General features: G+C 75.5%; 14 protein-coding genes. 8 read left to right on the forward strand and 6 right to left on the reverse strand.

Annotated features, from left to right (window positions below; translation table 11 throughout):
- Positions 1 to 39 precede the first annotated feature (39 nt).
- The 3 genes from ABD948_RS04415 to ABD948_RS04425 are packed head-to-tail and all read left to right on the forward strand — an operon-like array spanning position 40 to position 3,552.
- Complete coding sequence (locus ABD948_RS04415; RefSeq protein WP_345263039.1) at positions 40 to 861, forward strand: PP2C family protein-serine/threonine phosphatase; 822 nt, start codon at positions 40 to 42, stop codon at positions 859 to 861.
- Entirely contained in the window at positions 858 to 2,270 is a 1,413-nt protein-coding gene (locus tag ABD948_RS04420; protein ID WP_345263041.1) for an FHA domain-containing protein, read from the forward strand. The genes ABD948_RS04415 and ABD948_RS04420 overlap by 4 nt, the downstream gene beginning before the upstream one ends.
- Positions 2,271 to 2,286: 16 nt before the next feature.
- On the forward strand, positions 2,287 to 3,552 hold the full coding sequence (locus tag ABD948_RS04425) for an RDD family protein (protein ID WP_345263043.1): 1,266 nt from the start codon (positions 2,287 to 2,289) through the stop codon (positions 3,550 to 3,552).
- Positions 3,553 to 4,131: 579 nt separating this feature from the next.
- Here the strand turns inward: ABD948_RS04425 and lepB are convergent.
- Together lepB and ABD948_RS04435 are read right to left on the reverse strand one after the other, a co-directional pair.
- Positions 4,132 to 4,851: a signal peptidase I gene (gene lepB, locus ABD948_RS04430; RefSeq protein WP_345263045.1), complete on the reverse strand. Its 720-nt coding sequence runs from the start codon at positions 4,849 to 4,851 to the stop codon at positions 4,132 to 4,134.
- Positions 4,852 to 4,883: 32 nt separating this feature from the next.
- Positions 4,884 to 5,594, reverse strand: coding sequence for an aspartate/glutamate racemase family protein (locus ABD948_RS04435; RefSeq protein ID WP_345263047.1), 711 nt, complete (start codon positions 5,592 to 5,594; stop codon positions 4,884 to 4,886).
- Positions 5,595 to 5,665: 71 nt separating this feature from the next.
- Here ABD948_RS04435 and ABD948_RS04440 point away from each other — a divergent pair, with 71 nt between their 5' ends.
- Together ABD948_RS04440 and ABD948_RS04445 are read left to right on the forward strand one after the other, a co-directional pair.
- Positions 5,666 to 6,589: a LysR family transcriptional regulator gene (locus ABD948_RS04440; RefSeq protein ID WP_345263049.1), complete on the forward strand. Its 924-nt coding sequence runs from the start codon at positions 5,666 to 5,668 to the stop codon at positions 6,587 to 6,589.
- Between the two features lie 25 nt (positions 6,590 to 6,614).
- Positions 6,615 to 8,258 carry an AMP-binding protein gene (locus tag ABD948_RS04445; protein WP_345263051.1) on the forward strand — a complete coding sequence of 548 codons (1,644 nt, stop codon included), beginning with the start codon at positions 6,615 to 6,617 and terminating at the stop codon, positions 8,256 to 8,258.
- Here the strand turns inward: ABD948_RS04445 and ABD948_RS04450 are convergent.
- Together ABD948_RS04450 and ABD948_RS04455 are read right to left on the reverse strand one after the other, a co-directional pair.
- On the reverse strand, positions 8,251 to 8,832 hold the full coding sequence (locus tag ABD948_RS04450; RefSeq protein WP_345263052.1) for a GNAT family N-acetyltransferase: 582 nt from the start codon (positions 8,830 to 8,832) through the stop codon (positions 8,251 to 8,253). The genes ABD948_RS04445 and ABD948_RS04450 overlap by 8 nt on opposite strands.
- A complete protein-coding gene (locus ABD948_RS04455) occupies positions 8,829 to 11,000 on the reverse strand; it encodes a S8 family serine peptidase (RefSeq protein ID WP_345263054.1) in 2,172 nt (723 codons plus the stop codon). The genes ABD948_RS04450 and ABD948_RS04455 overlap by 4 nt, the downstream gene beginning before the upstream one ends.
- A 180-nt stretch (positions 11,001 to 11,180) precedes the next feature.
- Here ABD948_RS04455 and ABD948_RS04460 point away from each other — a divergent pair, with 180 nt between their 5' ends.
- Together ABD948_RS04460 and ABD948_RS04465 are read left to right on the forward strand one after the other, a co-directional pair.
- Positions 11,181 to 11,792, forward strand: a complete 612-nt coding sequence (locus ABD948_RS04460) for an HAD family hydrolase (RefSeq protein WP_345263056.1) — start codon at positions 11,181 to 11,183, stop codon at positions 11,790 to 11,792.
- A 67-nt stretch (positions 11,793 to 11,859) separates the two neighbouring features.
- Positions 11,860 to 12,255: a cold-shock protein gene (locus tag ABD948_RS04465; protein ID WP_345263058.1), complete on the forward strand. Its 396-nt coding sequence runs from the start codon at positions 11,860 to 11,862 to the stop codon at positions 12,253 to 12,255.
- 103 nt (positions 12,256 to 12,358) lie between these two features.
- Here the strand turns inward: ABD948_RS04465 and ABD948_RS04470 are convergent, their stop codons facing one another.
- Positions 12,359 to 13,813, reverse strand: a complete 1,455-nt coding sequence (locus ABD948_RS04470; protein ID WP_345263060.1) for an MFS transporter — start codon at positions 13,811 to 13,813, stop codon at positions 12,359 to 12,361.
- 70 nt (positions 13,814 to 13,883) lie between these two features.
- On the opposite strand from ABD948_RS04470, the gene ABD948_RS04475 reads away from it, so the two are divergent.
- A complete protein-coding gene (locus ABD948_RS04475; protein ID WP_345263062.1) occupies positions 13,884 to 14,675 on the forward strand; it encodes a DUF3027 domain-containing protein in 792 nt (263 codons plus the stop codon).
- Here the strand turns inward: ABD948_RS04475 and ABD948_RS04480 are convergent.
- Positions 14,672 to 14,986 (reverse strand): DUF2530 domain-containing protein, encoded by a 315-nt coding sequence (locus ABD948_RS04480; protein ID WP_345263064.1) that lies wholly within the window; start codon positions 14,984 to 14,986, stop codon positions 14,672 to 14,674. The genes ABD948_RS04475 and ABD948_RS04480 overlap by 4 nt on opposite strands.
- Positions 14,987 to 14,989 lie beyond the last annotated feature (3 nt).

Genomic DNA, 14,989 nt, shown 5'->3' on the forward strand with positions numbered 1-14,989 from the left:
AGCCAGCCCGTCCCCGGCGGCGCGCACGGCGGGGCGCGCATGACAGGCGTCGAGCTGCACCACGGGTCCGCCACCGACGTCGGGCGCGTGCGCGAGGTCAACGAGGACGCCTTCCTGGCCGAGCCGCCGGTGTTCGTCGTCGCCGACGGGATGGGCGGCCACGACCGCGGCGACGTGGCCAGCCGCATCGTCGTCGAGCAGTTCTCCGAGTTGGCCCACCGCGGCTACGACCCCTCGCGGGGAGCGGCCGTCGTCGCGGAGGCCCTCGACGCCTGCCAGCAGCGCATCGCCGCCTACGACTCCGAGCAGCGCGCCAACGGGGCCGAGGACTTCGCCGCCGGCACCACGGCCGTCGTCGCCCTCCTCGTGGAGCAGCACGGCCAGCCCAAGTGGCTGCTGGCCAACCTGGGCGACTCGCGCGTGTACAAGTACAACGCCGGGCGGCTCGAGCAGGTCAGCGTCGACCACAGCGTGGTGCAGGAGCTGGTCGAGGCCGGCGTGATCACCCGCGACGACGCCGCCGTGCACCCCGAGCGCCACATCATCACCCGGGCACTGGGCGGCGGGGGCAGCACGCAGGCCGATTACTTCGTCCTGCCGCTGTCGGCCGCCGAGCGCCTGGTGCTCTGCTCCGACGGCGTCAGCGGCATGATCGACGACGAGCGCATCGAGGCGATCGTGGCCGGCACCGAGGACCCCCGTGACGCCGCCGACCAGCTGGTGGCGGCCGCCGTCGCCGCCGGCGGGCAGGACAACGCCACCGCCGTCGTGGTCGATGTGGTGGGATTGGCGCACGAGACGCCCTTCGACTCCGAGAAGCAGCGCGCGAGTCTCGAGGAGAAGCTGGGAGCCTTGCCATGAGCGACGCCGTGAACGACCTGCCCACCGCCCCGACCTGGTCCTACCAGCCGGGCGACTGGTTCGCCGTGGTCGGTCCGCGCACCACGCTGCTGCTGCCCGCCTCCGAGAAGGCGCGCGTGGTCGCGCTGTGGCAGCTCGTCGACGACGGCGCCCCGTTCGGAGCCGTGCTCGACGGTCTGGTGGCCCAGGGCCTCAGCACGCTCGCGGGCTTCGCGCTCGTGGGCTCCGACGATGTCTCCACCACCGTGCTGCTGCGCGGCACCGGGGTGCGCGCCCGTCTCGAGGCCGCCGCCGGCACCGTGGAGGTCGACGGCGCCGAGGCCGCGACCTGGGCCGAGCGCCGTGTCGAGGGCGTCACCGCGCTCACCGTGACCACCGACTCCGCACCCGCCGGCACCCGGCACTTCGCCATCGACGCCGGGCTGGTGCGCGTGGCGCGCATCGACCGCCCCGAGGCCGGCGAGGAGGCCGGCGCAGCCTCCGCGCAGGCGCCGTCGGTGGCCGCGGCCCTCGACGCGCCGCTGGAGTCCTCCCCGCTCGACGAGCACGAGCCCGACACCTCGGCCCAGCCCTCGCCCTACGCCGACCTGGCCGCGCCGCCCCCGCCGCCGAGCTCGCCGCCCACCCTGCCCCCGACCGCGCCGCCACCCCCGCCTCCCACGCTGCCGCCACCGCCCTCGGGGCCGCCCAGCACGCCGCCGCCGGTGGGTCCGCCCAGCGGGATCGTGCCGGGCTTCGGGCCCGAGGAGCCGAGCGACGAGGAGATCGACGACCGGGCCGACCAGTCCCACCAGCCCGACCTCGCGCCGGACGAGCCGGCGGACGACGTCGCGGTGGTCGCCGACGCGCCCGAGTCCGCGGAGGCACTGACCGAGGCGATGCCCGCGGTGCCCGACGACGCCGAGCAGACTCCGGCCCCACCCAGCGAGCCCGACCCGGCCGATCCGCTGTTCGGCGCCGACCACGACGGCAACACCCAGGTCGGCGTCGACCCGGGGGAGTTCGCCCGCCAGAAGCCGGGCATCCCGGGCCAGCCGCAGGCCCCGAGCGTCACCCGTCCGGTGGCCCGGCTGCTGGTCTCCAGCGGCGAGACGATCGACGTCGACCGCGTGGTGCTGGTCGGCCGCGCCCCGGAGGCGCGGCGCTTCACCGCCACCGAGACGCCGCTGCTGGTCACCGTGCCCAGCCCCCTGCAGGAGATCTCCTCCACCCACCTGGAGGTGCGTCCCGGCTCGGGCGCCGACCACGGCAGCGCAGTGGTCACCGACCTGGGCTCCACCAACGGCACCCAGCTGGTGCAGCCCGGCCTGGACCCCGAGGACCTCACGCCGGGCATCGCCGTCCAGCTGATCCCGGGCGCCATCATCAACCTCGGCGACGGTGTCACGATCCACGTGACGCGCCCCTGACCGCCCTGACGCACCGATGAGCACCCTCACCGCGGCGGCGACGCCCGAGCAGATCACCTACCCGGCCGCGGGCCTGGACCGGCGGTTCTACGCCTTCGCGCTCGACCGGCTGCTGGTCTGGGGGCTGTACGCCGCCACCGTCTACCTGGCCTACCGGCAGTTCCTCAGCGAGGACTCCGTCGGTGCCGGCGTGGGGCTGATCGCCGGGGTCGTGCTCGGGCTCGGCCTCGTGCACGCGGTGCTGCTCGGCGTCGCCGGTCTCTCGCTCGGCAAGCTGGTGGCCGGTCTGCGCGTGGTGGGCGCCGAGACCGGGGCGCCGATCGGTGTCGGGCCCGCACTGCTGCGCACGCTCGTGCTGGGGGTCGCCGGCCTGCCCACCTTCACCTTCGGCGTCGCCTCGCTGGCCTGGACCGCCGTGATGGACCCGAGCGGTCGCCGGCGCGGCTGGCACGACCGGGTAGCGGGATCGGTCGTCGTCGACGTGCGACCGGTGCCCGAGGAGGACGTCGAGGAGCCGGACCGTCCGCGCCAGATCGTGAACCTGACGGCGATGCGGCTGATGCCCGTGCCGCCTCCCGACCCGACCCCGGCACCGCCGCCCCGCGCCCCGCGCCCGGTGACGCCGCCGCGGGACGCCCCGAGGCGGCCCGCCCCGCCGGCACCCGCCTCGCCACCGGCACCCGCCCAGCCTTCGGCGCCGCCGTCGCCGGCGCCGGCCAGCAGCTTCGCGCCCACCGTGCCGCCGCCCACGCCGCGCAGCGCCCCGCCGGCACCTCGGCCCACGGGCCCGCCGGCGCACCGCGGGGGCACCACCCAGCCGCCCTCGACGCCGCCGCCGGCGCGCCCGCGCCGCACCCCGGCCCCGTCCGCTCCCGCCGCTCCGTCCGCTCCCGCCGCGCCGGCGACCGGTGGCGCCCACGCCGCGCCGGTGGGCCGCGCCGCCCCCGCCGCGCGCTGGCGGGTCACCTTCGACACCGGTGAGACCTTCGAGATGGCCGGGCTGGCTCTGGTCGGACGTCGACCGGAGGCGCGGGGCGGCGAGCAGGTGGCCCACCTGGTGCCGCTGCGGTCCTCGGACATGTCGCTCTCCAAGACCCACGCCCAGTTCCAGGTCGTGCCCGACGGCGCCCTGGTGGTCATGGACCGCGGCTCCACCAACGGCTCGGTGCTGCTGCGCAAGGGGGTGGCCAAGCCGCTCACGGCCGGTCGCCCCGCCACCCTCGTCGACGGCGACACCGTGCGCTTCGGCGACCGCGAGATGCGGGTCGAGAGGCTCGGCTGAGCCGGTTGTTGTTGGCGGGTTGGTGTCCCGTGGTGGGTGTCGGCCCGCGCCGGTAGCACGGCCGGTCTCACCGTCAAGGACCTCACTTCGCTCCGCCCCTGCGGGGTCGGCTCCGCCGATCCGTTGACGGCGAGCCTCGTCGGCCGTGCTGATGGCCGGCACTGGGGCGGCGGCAAGCCGCCGCCCTCCAGGCGCGGGCCCTCCAGGCCCGCCTCTGTCCCGCGTGGTGAGACCCGGGCCGGACTTGTCGGCCGAAACCCTCACTTGTCGGCCAACGCGTTGGCCGACAAGTTCCACAACGGGCCGACAAGTCCCCGGCTGGTCCCGCATCCCGAGACAGATCGCCCGATCAGGGCTTGGTGCGGGCCCGGAGGGCCCGCGCCTTGCGGGGCGGCGGCGGAGCCGCTGCCCCTGAGTGCCGCCCCGAGCCGTCCGGCCGAGGCTCGCGGTCAAGGATCGGCGGAGCCGACCGCGTAGCGGGCGGAGCGCAGCGGAGCTCCTTGACGGCGAGAGTCGGACGGCTACGCGGCGCGGGCACACCCACCACAGGCATGGACCCGCTGACAACCACGACGCACCTCAGCCGGCGTCGGGCACGTCCTCGAAGACGTCGGGCCGGCTCAGCCAGTCCAGGTGGCGCAGCGGCCAGATGACGGAGAAGACGCGGCCGACCACGAGGTCCTCGGGCACGTAGGCGTCGGTGGCGTCGCAGGGGGTGTCCTCGTCGGTGCAGCGCAGGCGCTGGGAGGAGTCGGCCGAGGCGGCGCGGTTGTCGCCCATCACGAACAGCTCGCCCTCGGGCACGGGGCCCACCGTCCAGGTGCCCTGGCAGCGGTCGACCATCGGGCCGTCGCACTCGCGGTTGCGCGCGAGGAAGGCGTCCTCGTCGAGGGGCTCGCCGTTGACGATCAGGCGGCCCTCCTCGTCGCAGCACTCGATGACGTCGCCCGGCACGCCGATGACCCGCTTCACCAGGTGCCCGCCGCTGGGGTAGAGGCCGATCGCGGACATGCCGCGGGTGAGCGTGTTGGTGGGGCCGGCGGGGGTGCCCTGCAGCCAGTCGCCGGGGTCCTCGAAGACCACCACGTCGCCGCGCTGCGGCTCGCCGCCGAACCAGTACGACATCTTCTGCACCAGGATCCGGTCGTCGACGACGAGGCCGGGGCGCATCGAGGAGGAGGGGATGTAGAAGGCCTGCACGAACAGGGTCTTGATCAGCAGCGCGAGCACCACGGCGATCACCAAGAGCAGGATCGTCTCGAGCCAGAGGGGCGTCTTGCGCCGGGCGGTGTCGGCCACGCGGCGACCCTACGCCAGCGGTCGCAGCGGCCTCACCAGGCGTGCGCGGGCGTGCCGTGCAGTGCGATGGCGGCGGCCGCCTCGGCGTGCGCGCGCATCGAGTCCAGCAGCGGGACGGCGGGGGAGGTGCCGCGCATGAGCAGCTCGATCTCGGTGCAGCCGAGCACCACCGCCTGGGCGCCCCGGTCTGCCAGGTCGGCCACGACAGCTCCGTAGGCCTCGCGCGACGACGCCTCCACCCGACCCTGCGTCAGCTCCTCGAAGACCACCCGGTCCACCGTCGTGCGCGCCTCGGCGTCCGGCACGGCGACCTCGAGGCCACGGGCGGCGAGCCGCCCCACGTAGAAGTCCTCCTCCATCACCCAGCGCGCACCGAGCACGCCGAGGCGTTCCCAGCCCTCGGCGCGGGCGCGGTCGGCGACGGCGTCGGTGATGCGCAGCAGCGGCACCCCGAGCGCGGCCTCGACGTCGTCGGCCACCCGGTGCATCAGGTTGGAGCAGATCAGCACCACCTCGGCGCCGGCCGCCTCGCAGCGGCGTCCGGCCTCGGCCAGCACGCGCCCGGCGCCCGCCCAGTCGCCGGACTCCTGCTGGGCACGCACCTGGGCGAAGTCGAGCGACTGCAGGGCGATGGACGCCGAGGCGTGGCCGCCGCGCTCCGCCTGCACGCGCTCGTTGATCACGCGGTAGTACTCCGCGGTCGAGTACCAGCTGAGGCCGCCGATGAGGCCGATCGTCGTCATGCGGCCAGCCTGCCTGTCCCGGGAGCTCCAAGGTAGACCCGAGTTGGTTGCGGATGTCCTAACCTGCGCTTATGGCCTCGCTCGATGTCCGCCGGTTGCTGATCTTCCGCGAGGTCGCTCGCGCCGGCTCGATCAGTGCGGCGGCCCGCAACCTGGGCTGGACCCAGCCCGCCGTCAGCCAGCACCTGCGGGCGCTGGAGCGGCAGACCGGCGTCGCCCTGCTCCTGCGCGGTGCCGGGGGGGTCGAGCTCACGGAGCCGGGCCGGGTGCTGCTCGAGCGCGCCGAGGCCGTCGCCGGGCAGCTGCACATGGCCGAGGAGGAGCTGGCCCACCTCACCGACCTGCGGCGCGGCCGGGTGCGCCTGGCCGCCTACCCCTCGGGCGCCGCGACGCTGGTGCCGCCCGCGCTCGCGGCGCTGCGCGAGCAGCACCCCGAGGTCGACGTCTCGCTCGCGGAGGCCGAGCCCCCGGAGGCGGTCGCCCTGCTGCGCGCCGGTGAGGTCGACGTCGCCCTGGTGTTCGGCTACGACGACGACGCCACGAGCCAGGGGGCGCCCGGCCCCGGCCTGGTGTGGCGGCGGCTGGGTCGTGAGCCGGTCGACCTGGTGCTGCCCGCCGAGCACCCGCTGAGCCGACGCCGGTCGGTGCCGGTGGCCGCGCTGGCCCCGGAGCCGTGGGTGGTGGGGTGCGAGCGCTGCCGCGCGCACGCGCTGGCGGTCTGCGAGGCCGCGGGCTTCGAGCCGGAGGTGCGGCACGTGACCGACGACTACGTGGTGGTGCAGAACCTGGTGGCCGTGGGGCTCGGCGTCGCGCTGCTGCCGCGCTCGGCCCTCACCGCCTTCCGCCACCCGGCGGTGCAGGTCCGGCCGGGTCGCGGCTACGGCGCTCGCGTGCTGGGGCTGCTGCACCGCGAGGGGGCCGAGCGGGTGCCCGCGACGTCGGCCCTGGTGGCCGGGTTGATCGTCCAGGGCCGCGGCGCCGGCCCTTCCGCGTGACTGGCGTCACTCCTAGGCTCGGGGCATGAGTGCAGCCTCGGACGACGCCCGCCCCCTCTCGACCGCCGTCGGCGAGACCGAGCCCCCGCTGCTGGAGGAGACGATCGGCGCCAACTTCGAGCGCACCGTCGCGGCGCACTCCGAGCGCGAGGCGCTGGTGGAGGTGGCCAGCGGCCGGCGCTGGACCTGGGCCGAGCTCGACCGCGACGTCGACGCGCTCGCGCGCGGCCTGCTGGCCGCCGGGCTCGAGCAGGGCGACCGGGTGGGCATCTGGGCGCCCAACTGCGCCGAGTGGACGATCACGCAGTACGCCACCGCCAAGATCGGGGTGGTGCTGGTGAACATCAACCCGGCGTACCGCACCCACGAGCTGGCCTACGCCGTCAACCAGTCGGGGCTGCGGATGGTGCTGGCGGCGTCGTCGTTCAAGACCAGCGACTACGCGGCGATGCTCGCCGAGGTCGCGGGCGACTGCCCGGCGCTGGAGCGCACCGTCTTCGTCGACACCGACGACTGGGCGGCGCTGGTGGCGGCGGGGGAGCGGCTGCCCAGCGACGCCGTCGCCCACCGGATGGCGCTGCTGCAGCCCGGGGACCCCATCAACATCCAATACACCTCGGGCACCACCGGCTACCCCAAGGGCGCCACCCTCAGCCACCGCAACATCCTCAACAACGGCTACCTGACCACCGAGCTCATCGGCTTCACCGAGCACGACCGGCTGTGCATCCCGGTGCCCTTCTACCACTGCTTCGGGATGGTGATGGCCAACCTCGGGTGCACCACCCACGGCGCCACGATGGTGATCCCCGGCCCCGGCTTCGACCCCGCCACGACGCTGCGCGCCGTCGCCGAGGAGCGGTGCACCGCTCTCTACGGCGTGCCCACCATGTTCATCGCCATGCAGCACCACCCCGAGTTCGGCCAGCACGACCTCTCGACGCTGCGCACCGGCATCATGGCCGGCTCCATCTGCCCCGTGGAGGTGATGAAGCGCTGCGTCGAGGAGATGGGCATGAGCGAGGTCTCGATCGCCTACGGCATGACCGAGACCAGCCCGGTCTCGTGCCAGACCCGCGCCGACGACGACCTCGAGCGCCGCACCGCCACCATCGGGCGCGTGCACCCGCACGTGGAGATCAAGGTGGTCGACCCCGTCACCGGCGCCACGCTGCCGCGCGGCGAGACCGGCGAGTTCTGCACCCGCGGCTACTCGGTGATGCTCGGCTACTGGGACGACGAGGCCAAGACCGCCGAGGCCGTCGACGCCGAGGGCTGGATGCACACCGGCGACCTCGCCGTGATGCGCGAGGACGGCTACTGCAACATCGTCGGCCGCATCAAGGACATGGTCATCCGCGGGGGCGAGAACATCTACCCGCGCGAGATCGAGGAGTTCCTCTACACCCACCCCGACGTCGAGGACGTGCAGGTGATCGGCGTCCCCGACGAGAAGTACGGCGAGGAGCTCTGCGCGTGGGTGAAGATGCGCGACGGCGCCGAGCCGCTGGACGCCGCCGGGGTCCGTGCATTCGCCGAGGGCCGGCTGGCGCACTACAAGATCCCGCGGTACGTGCTGGTGGTCGAGGAGTTCCCGATGACGGTGACCGGCAAGATCCGTAAGGTGCAGATGCGCGAGGAGACCGCGGAGAAGCTGGGGCTCAGCTGAGGTCTGCCCACTCCTCGCGCAGCAGCCCGTAGACGGCCGTGTCGGACCACTCGCCGCGGGCCCAGTGGTCGCGGCGCGTGACGCCCTCCAGGCGCATGCCGAGCCGCTCGCACAGCCGCGCGGAGGCGGTGTTGCGCGGGTCCAGCACCGCGGTCACCCGGTGGCAGCGGTAGTGCCCGAAGGCCAGGTCGACGACGGCGCCGGCGCCCTCGGCGGCCAGGCCGATCCCGCGGACCTCGGGGTGGGTCACCCAGCCGACCTCGGCGACCGACGGCGGCCCGTCGTCGGGTCCGCGGCCCAGGCGCAGCATCAGGTCCCCCTCGACGCGGCCGGCGTGCACCATCGCGAGGCTGAGCACCTCGTCGGTCCGCTGCGGGTCGGTGTTGGCGGCGAGCCGCTCGACCTTGGCGCGGGTGGCCTCGGCGTCCAGCGGCCCGAAGGGCAGGTAGCGCGCCACCTCGGGGTCGCCCCAGTAGCGCTGCACGTCGTCGGCGTCCGCGGGCGTCAGCGGCCGCAGCATCAGGCGCTCGGTGGTCAGCGGCAGCGGCGGGGGCGGGAGGTGACGCGCGGTCACCGGCCGACCAGCACCGGCACCCGGGTGACCGACCCGCGAGCGCCGCGCCAGACCACCCAGCCGTCGTCCGGGCGGCGCGGGGCCGGGCCCACGCGCTCCACGCGGTAGGTGGCGCTCTCGCCGGGGGCGAGGGCGAGCGCGGCCGGGGTGACCCGCACGCTCCCGCGCAGACCCTCCACGCGCGAGGAGTAGTAGAAGGTGCGGCGGCCCAGGTTGGTGACCGTGCGCTCCTGCGCGCGACCGCCGCGCGTGCCCGCGAGTCGCACCGAGGGGGAGTTGAGGTCGGTGCCGGCGCGGTCGCGGGGCTGCTCCTCGAGCCAGGCGCGGTAGTCGCCCGGGTCGACGTCGTGCACCAGGCCCGGGGCGAGCGCCTGGTCGGGGCGCAGCACGCCGCTGCCGGCGTCCAGGACGCCGGCGCCGGGCATCGGCGCTGCGGTGGTGGCCAGCGCCGAGCGCACCTGCGCCGCGCTCAGCTCGGGGCGTGCGGAGCGCACCACGGCGGCGGCTCCGGCGGTGCGGGCCGCCGCGGCCGAGGTGCCGGAGACGAACCCCCACGCGGCGCCGTCGTCGTCGGGTGGGAGGGCGGCCAGGATGCCGGTGCCGGCGGCCACCAGGTCGGGCTTGACGGCGGTGCCGTCGGCCGAGCCGCGCGCCGACCAGCGGGTCACGCCGCGCCGCGCCTCCACGGCACCCGCCCGCGGCAGCAGCCGCAGGCGCGCCTCGGCGGGGGAGGTGCGCCGCAGCCACGCGAGCAGCCGCTCGCCGTCCGCGCGGTCGAGGTGCACCGTGGGCACCGCGTGCAGGTCCTCGGCGACGCTGCCGGGGCGCTCGTTGACCAGGACCATGCCGACGCCGTCGGCCAGTCGCACGGTGCGGGACTTCTCCACACGACCCACGCCGCCGCCCCGCTCGCACACCACGACCCGGCCGCTGGTGCGCGCGGCGTCGAGGCTGCCGGGGGCGCAGGTGCGCGCCTGGCGCGGCGTGGCGCCGGGGGTCCGCACCGCGGCGGCCAGCACCGCGGGCGCGGGGCCGACGGCGCGGGTGGAGACCATCGCGCCGGTCAGCCGGGGGCCACCGGCGGTCGCGACGACGTCGCCACGACGGGCGGGGGAGGAGGCGGCGCCCACGGTGGTGACCCAGGGGCCGACGTGACCCACGGTGGCGCGGGCGCCGTCGTTGCCGGCGGCCGCCACCACGACGACGTCAGCCTCGGCGGCACCCAGCAGGGCCCGCTCGAGGGTGTCGAGGCGACCCGACCCGCCGACGGAGAGGTTGAGCACGTCGACGCCGTCGCGGGTCGCGCGGTCGACGGCGGAGACCAGGTCGGCGCTCGAGCAGCCGTCGTCGACCGGGTCGGGGGCGCTCCAGCAGGCCTTGTAGACCGCCAGCCGGGCGCGGGGCGCCTGGCCGGAGAACGTGCCGAGCTCCTGCTGGCCGTCGCGCACCGCGACGTCGGCGTTGCCCGCGGCGATGGAGGCCGCCTGGGTGCCGTGGCCGTCGGTGTCGCGGGCCGAGAGCACGGCCGCGGAGCGCAGGTTCTCCTCGCCGAAGCCCGCGACGAACCACTGCGCCGCGACCACCTTGGATGTGCACGCCACCGCACCGGCCCCCTGCTCCTCGGCGCACGAGCCGCGGAAGCCCGCGGGCATCCTGCCCAGGCCCGGGGCGGCCGCGAAGGCGCGGCTCTCGGGCGCCAGACCGGTGTCGACGACGCCGATGACGGTGCCCGCACCGCCGCGGGAGGACGCCGCGGCGCCGGCGGCCGGGGCTGCGGCACCCGCGGGGGTCCGGGTCGGGGCGGCGGCCAGCGGCCGCAGGGCGTCGCGCTCGACGAGGGCCACCCCGGGCTGCTCGGCGAGGGCCTCGGCCTGCTCGGCGTCCAGCTCGACGGCGACGCCGTGCAGCGCCGTGGTCCAGGTGTAGAGCGGCGCCGGCGCCTCCACGGCGTCGAGCGCCCGCTCGCGCGCGACGCGCATCTCCACCTCGCGCCACCAGCCGGGCAGGTCGTCGCCCGCCGCGTCCCGGCCCGCCGTGCCCGGCCCCTCGAGGGTGACCAGGTAGAGGTCGGTCTCGGCGTCGTCGGCCGCGGGGAATGCGGCGGCGGAGGCCGGGGTACCCGGCACCACGGCACCCAGCGTCGTCAGCGCCAGCACCGCAGCGGTCACCCCCGCGAGGGCAGCCGGGACCGTGCGGCGTCGTCGCCACCTCCACTGCCTCGTGCGGTGCATGCTCGGTCCGTTCGTGCCTGGTCGACGGGAGTCCCTGGAGCGGACCTCCCATTGTGACGCACGGCTCCTCACGGCGTGCAGGATCCCCCACACCCGGCGTCGGCGTAGGTTGGCCGCGTGGCAGCGGACCTGGTGGTCGGGTTCGACCTCGACATGACGCTCATCGACACCGTGCCGGGCTTCACCCGGGTGCTGGAGGTGCTCGGCGAGGAGCTCGGCGTCGATTTCCCCGTGGCGCAGATGACCGCCGCGCTCGGCCCGCCGCTGGACCACCTGCTGGCCGGCCACCTGTCGCCGGAGCGGATCGGGGCGGCGGGCGACCGGTTCCGTGCGCTCTACCCCGAGCACGCCGTGACGCCGGTCCCGGCGCTGCCCGGTGCCCACGAGGCGTTCGCCGCCGTGCGTGAGCGGGGTGGGCGGGTGCTGGTGGTCACCGGGAAGTACCCCGCCAACGCCCAGCTGCACCTGGACCACCTCGGCCTCGAGGCCGACCTGCTGGAGGGCTGGGTGTGGGGCGTCGGCAAGGCCGAGGTGCTGCGCCGCGAGGGAGCGCTGGCCTACGTGGGCGACCACGTGCACGACGTCGAGGGGGCGCACGCGGCCGGCGTCACCAGCGTCTCGGTGCTCACCGGCGGCTGCAGCCGCGAGGAGCTCGAGCGCGCCGGCACCGACGTCGTCCTCACGGGGCTGGAGCAATTCCCGTCGTGGTTGGACGGCGTGGTGGCCTAGTGTTGGTGCGCCGGCCGACCGCCGGCCTCCCACCGACGACGCACAAGAGAACAGAGGGGTCCCGACCGTGCCCAGTGGCAAGGTGAAGTGGTTCAGCGCCGAGAAGGGCTTCGGCTTCCTCTCCCACGACGGGGGCGAGGACGTCTACGTGCACGCCGACGCCCTGCCCGAGGGGACCACCTCGCTCAAGGCCGGCACCCGGGTGGAGTTCGGCATCGCCCAGGGTCGCCGCGGCGACCAGGCGCTGCAGGTGCGCGTGCTCGAGAAGCCCGCCTCGGTCTCCCGCAACCAGCAGGCTGCGAAGCGCCGCAAGCCCGACGAGATGGCCCCCATCGTGGAGGACCTCATCGGACTGCTCGACGGCGTCGGTGAGGCCTACCGCCACGGCCGTCACCCCGACGCCCGCACCGCCGCCCCCGTCGCCAAGCTGCTGCGCGCGCTGGCCGACGAGCTCGAGCAGTAGGGCCGACCGCCCCACCGACCCGGCGCGAGTGCGGACGGGTGGGACGCCGACCTGTCGTGAGTGCGCACGGGTGGGACGCCGACCCGTCCCGAGTCGCGCCGGGTCAGGCGGGGAAGGGGGCGCCGGCCGACGGCGCCGGGCTGCCCCGCCGCACCCCGAGCACGAACACGGCCCACGCCGCCAGCACCGCGCACGCGACGCCGAGCCCCAGCTGCGGGTTGAGGGGCAGGGCGATGCCCACGAAGCCACCCACCACCCAGCTCAGCTGCAGGGTGGTGTCGCTGCGGGCGAAGGCGCTGGCCTGCACATGCGTGGGCACGTCGGACTGGATGGTGGAGTCGAGCGAGACCTTGGCCAGCGACTGGGCGAGCCCCGCCGTCAGGCCGAGCAGCACCAGCGCCAGCACGCCGTAGAAGAGCGCGCCCACCAGGACCACGGCGGCGTCCACCAGGAGCGCGAGCACCACGGTGACCGACGGGTTGATCTTCTTCAGCAGCGAGGCGAACAGGATGCCCAGGGTGTTGCCGGCGCCCGCACCGCCGATGACCAGGGCGATCAGGACCGTGGGGGACCACCCCGCGATCGGGTTCTCGCGCAGCAGGAACGCCATGAACATGGTCAGGAAGCCCGAGAGCCAGCGCGGCCCGCAGTTGGCGCGCAGCGCGAAGGCGACCGACCGGGGGACCTGGGTGCCGCGGCGGGCGCCGCCGGGGCGCGCCTCGCGCAGGCTCATCGACTGCTCGCCCGCGGCCGAGTCGACCTTGGCTGGCAGGCGGATGGCGAGGATCGTGCCCACCACGAACACCAGGAAGGCGTAGCGCAGGCACCACTCCGAGCCCGCGTACGCCGCGAGCCCCGCGATCGGCGCGAACGCGGCGGCGCCGACTACCCCCGCGAGGCTGACCCGCCCGTTGGCCTTGACCAGCGTCAGGTCGTCGGGCTTGAGCCGCGGCACGGCGGCCGCGCGGGTGACGCCGTAGGCCTTGGAGGAGACCAGGACGCCGAGCGCGGCCGGGTAGAGCAGGTTGGACTCCGAGGCCACGGCGTCGGCCAGCACCCAGCACAGGAAGCCGCGCATCGCGAAGGTCGCGCCGATCGCCCAGCGACGGCCGTGGCTGAACCTGTCCAGGAACGGGCCGATCAGTGGCGCCACGATGGCGAACGGCAGCATCGTCAGGCCGAGGAACAGGGCCACCTGGCCGCGGGCCTCGCTGGTGGCGCCGGCGAAGAAGATGGTGGTGGCCAGGGAGATCGCGACGGCGGCGTCGCCCGCGGCGTTGGCGGCGTGCAGCTCGATGAGCCGCGAGAGCCCGGACTGCTCCGCGCCCTGGGCGCGCGAGGCGCGCTTGGCCTGGGAGAGCGTGTAGGAGCCCGCCCGGCCGACCCCGCGGCCGACGCCGCGCAGCCCGCGGCCGGTCACGCGGGCCCCGGTGCCCAGGCCTCGGCCGACCGCGCGGGAGCGCGGGTGGCCTGGCGCGTCCGGAGGAGGAGTCGAGCCCGCACCGGGAGCCGGGTCACCGCCCGCGGGCGGTGAGGGCGCGGGGTGCTCCGAGGTCATGGCGACCATCCTGCCTGCTCCGGCCAGCCCGACCTGACAGCGACAGGGCCGATGAGTCATGCTGTCGGCCGTGAGCACCCTGGTCCGACGCCGCTCCTCGCTGCCCGAGCTCGACTCCGTCGCCGCGCGCGCCGTCGAGGTGGCGCGCTCGGCGCTGCTCGAGGACGTGCCGGCCGGCGACGTCGGCGAGCACCTGGGAGCCGAGGCCGAGGGCGAGCGCGTCGTCACGCACTACTTCGGCTGCACGCGCAAGGGCTACACCGGCTGGCGCTGGGCCGTCACCGTGGCCCGCGCCTACCGGCTGCGCCAGGTGACCGTCGGCGAGATCACCCTGCTGCCCGGCGAGGAGGCCATCGTGGCCCCGGCCTGGGTGCCCTACCGCGAGCGCCTGCAGCCCGGCGACCTCTCGCCCGGCGACCTGCTCCCGGTCGAGGACGACGACCCGCGCCTGGTGCCGACCTTCTCCTTCGGCGACGACCCGCTCGACGCCGACGAGAAGGCCCAGATCCGCCAGGTGGCCAAGGACCTCGGCCTGGGGCGGGTGCGCACGCTCTCGCCCGAGGGGCGCGACCTGGCCGCCCAGCGCTGGTTCGACGGCGACGGCGGCCCCGAGTCACCGCTGGCCCAGCAGGCCCCCGAGTCCTGCCACAGCTGTGGGTTCCTGGTGCGACTGGCGGGTCCGCTCGCCGAGACCTTCGGTGTCTGCGCCAACGGCGACGCCAATGACGACGGTCGCGTGGTGGCCTTCGGCCACGGCTGCGGGGCGCACTCGGAGGTCCGGCTCTCGCGCAAGCAGTCGGTCCAGCCGCTGCCCGAGCACGTCTTCGACACGGTCTCGCTCGACGAGGTCGAGCTGCTCTAGGGCCGCTGCCCCGGGTCCTGCTGCTCGGGCGCGGCCTCCAGCTCGTGGCGCAGCGCGCGGCGGCGCCGGCAGTACTCGAGCCCGAACAGACCCAGGCCGAGCCCGGCCAGGCAGGTCCACAGCCACCACAGGCGGCCGTCGGCCTCCAGGGAGCCGTAGAAGGGCAGCAGCGCCACGAAGGCGACGGCGAAGACGGCGGTGCCGACGGCGACCGTGCGCACGCCGTCGACGTCGAGCGGCTCGACGTCGGCCACGATGTAGGTCCGGTTGCCGATCTCGTGCTGCCTCGGCTGCTCGTCGCGCAGCTCCATGGC

Source organism: Nocardioides nanhaiensis (genome assembly GCF_039542785.1).
Lineage (GTDB): Bacteria > Actinomycetota > Actinomycetes > Propionibacteriales > Nocardioidaceae > Nocardioides > Nocardioides nanhaiensis.

What these genes read in the sequence shown, in the direction of transcription:
- ABD948_RS04415 (WP_345263039.1), top strand. Translation starts at nt 40, where the DNA reads ATGACAGGCGTCGAGCTGCACCACGGGTCCGCCACCGACGTCGGGCGC.
- ABD948_RS04420 (WP_345263041.1), top strand. Translation starts at nt 858, where the DNA reads ATGAGCGACGCCGTGAACGACCTGCCCACCGCCCCGACCTGGTCCTAC.
- ABD948_RS04425 (WP_345263043.1), top strand. Translation starts at nt 2,287, where the DNA reads ATGAGCACCCTCACCGCGGCGGCGACGCCCGAGCAGATCACCTACCCG.
- ABD948_RS04435 (WP_345263047.1), bottom strand. Translation starts at nt 5,594, where the DNA reads ATGACGACGATCGGCCTCATCGGCGGCCTCAGCTGGTACTCGACCGCG.
- ABD948_RS04440 (WP_345263049.1), top strand. Translation starts at nt 5,666, where the DNA reads ATGGCCTCGCTCGATGTCCGCCGGTTGCTGATCTTCCGCGAGGTCGCT.
- ABD948_RS04445 (WP_345263051.1), top strand. Translation starts at nt 6,615, where the DNA reads ATGAGTGCAGCCTCGGACGACGCCCGCCCCCTCTCGACCGCCGTCGGC.
- ABD948_RS04470 (WP_345263060.1), bottom strand. Translation starts at nt 13,813, where the DNA reads ATGACCTCGGAGCACCCCGCGCCCTCACCGCCCGCGGGCGGTGACCCG.
- ABD948_RS04480 (WP_345263064.1), bottom strand. Translation starts at nt 14,986, where the DNA reads ATGGAGCTGCGCGACGAGCAGCCGAGGCAGCACGAGATCGGCAACCGG.